The organism is Microcoleus sp. K1-B1, from assembly GCF_036704705.1.
Lineage (GTDB): Bacteria > Cyanobacteriota > Cyanobacteriia > Cyanobacteriales > Microcoleaceae > Microcoleus.
On sequence record NZ_JAUBSH010000187.1, the window covers coordinates 1 to 2,341 of the forward strand.

2 protein-coding genes are annotated in these 2,341 nt (G+C 47.8%); one reads left to right on the forward strand and one right to left on the reverse strand.

Annotation, left to right across the window (positions count from 1 at the left end):
* Positions 1-52 precede the first annotated feature (52 nt).
* Positions 53-1,279 (forward strand): amidase, encoded by a 1,227-nt coding sequence (locus QUA83_RS30245; protein ID WP_333297899.1) that lies wholly within the window; start codon positions 53-55, stop codon positions 1,277-1,279.
* A 208-nt stretch (positions 1,280-1,487) separates the two neighbouring features.
* Here the strand turns inward: QUA83_RS30245 and QUA83_RS30250 are convergent, their stop codons facing one another.
* A complete protein-coding gene (locus tag QUA83_RS30250; protein WP_333297900.1) occupies positions 1,488-2,180 on the reverse strand; it encodes a GDSL-type esterase/lipase family protein in 693 nt (230 codons plus the stop codon).
* Positions 2,181-2,341: the final 161 nt, after the last annotated feature.

Here is a 2,341-nt window from a genome sequence, read left to right on the forward strand (position 1 = left end):
TTTTGGTTTGTAAGGCAATTATCTATGCAGAGCTTGCCTTACAGATTTTTTTTTGCTCACTTTTTCAGTGCCATTGGGCTATATTCCCCTCAAAGATTATGTGCCTCAACAGGATGCAACTGCTGTTGCGAGATTGCGGGCAGCAGGTGCTGTCATCATGGGAAAAACCAACATGGCGGAACTGGCTGCCGATTATCAAAGCACAAATTCTCTGTTTCCACGGGTGAATAATCCTTGGCATCTTGACTACACACCTGGGGGCAGTTCCGGGGGCAGTGCCGCTGCTGTCGCAGCAGGACTTTCACCGTTGGATTTGGGGAACGATTTCGGGGGTTCGGTGCGTCAGCCTGCTCATTTCTGCGGCATATATGGTTTAAAGGCGACAGATCGCCGTATTTCTACAGCAGGGCAGATTCCTGAAGTGCCGGGAAAGCCACTGTCTATTCGGCAAATGATGACCGTTGGGTGTTTTGCGCGATCGATCGAAGATATCCGGCTATGTTTTTCGTTAATTGCAGGCGCGGATCTGCGACGCCCTGATGTGCCGCCGATTCCGCTCGATACACCCTCTGGCAAGCCTTTGCAGCATCTCAAAATCGCTTGGAACGATGAATGGGCCGAAGTTCCCGTTGCTTCTGAAATTCGAGCAGCTATGGAGTCGATCGTGCAGACACTCTCTGACGCAGGTGTCCAAATCGAACGCTGGCTTCCCAAAGACTTTGACCTTTCCCAAATATTGAATCTCTACGGACGGATCTCAATGTACCTCACTATCTACGCTCAACCGCAGGATAGATATAACCTGCGTCGTAGTTTAGAGTTAATCTTCCGCACCGCCACCCAAGGCGACAAGGAACTCCGAAAATTGGGAGATTTCAGCAGATTCCTACCTGAGATATTGAATCCGAGTTTGAAAGGATATTTCGAGGCACTCACACAGCGCGATGCCTTCACTGCCCATATAGATGAGGCATTAGAACCTTGGGATGTATGGCTTTGTCCGGTTGCGGCAACCGCTGCGTTTACTCACCGTCCCGCTTGGAGTGCCGTTGAGGTTAATGGCAGATCCTATCCTCATGCAGTGGCAAACGGGGCTTACACCATGCCTTCTAATCTCAGCGGACATCCTGCGGTGGTAATTCCAATTGGACAAACTCAAAATGGTTTACCGATTGGAATGCAAATTGTTGGTAAGCGGTGGCGTGAAATGGAGTTGTTGGCGATCGCAAGTGCGATCGACAAAATGGTTGGTAGCTTGCAACACCCAGCTGGTTACTGAGCATTTTATAAAGTTTCACTTGATGGTCAAGAAGACAATCAGTGTTAGGGTGCGTCAGGTTTTAGATTTTTAATTTGCACGGAAAGTATGAATCGGACGCACCGTTTTTTGCGAGAGTGCGTCAGTTGTGAAATTCTTAGTTTGTAGCGGAAATAATGCTAGTTGACGCACCCTACTTCATTTTTACTGATGACTAATGACTACTGAACTAATGACTAATAGAGGCTAGCGGCTCCCAACTTGTCACATCTTCAAATAAAGATTGATAGCCCGCTGCATTGGGATGAAGCCCGTCTTCAATCAGGCGCGATCGCCACCAATCACTGCCCCGATTTACCCATTTATCAAAAATATCTAAATAGGGAATTCCCCGCAACTCACAAGCTAATTTGGTTGCTTCTTTATACCGATATTGGTCCGCATGACTGTAATACAAACAATCTTGAAAAGGCATTTTACTTTCATCCACCGGCACCATCCCGACAAATATCACCGGACAAAGTTGTTGGGACAGGTTTAACAAATGATCCAAAACAGTTTTAAAATGTTCAAAATCAGTGTAGCTGCGCCCGGTAGGCGACTGCACTCTCGCCGAATCGTTGAGGCCTACCGAAAGAATAATCGCATCCGGGACACGGTTTCTCAGTTCGCCACGGTGGCGAAACTCATTCTCTAGCCGCTGGGAGACTTGATAAGCCCGATCGCCCCGAACACCCAAATTGTATAAAACGTGTCCTGCACTCTCCGGTAACATCCACTGGCGCCGCAATCTTTCCACCCAACCCCCGCCTACACCGTCGCCGAAACCGTAGATTAAGCTGTCACCGAAAGCAACCAATTTGAGGGGATGAGAATTTCCCCGATGCAAGTGACCAAAGGAATAGGCTGTTGCTACCTGCATAAGCAATGATACTCAGTTAATAAATTATGAATCTTGACATAGTGAATTACCCGACGTTCATCTGAGTACAGATAGAACGAGGGTTTCCCAATTCAACCGCAACAGCCTCTACAGTAGTAGACTTGCGTCCATACCGTTTTGGTCTTACATTGCGTCCAAGG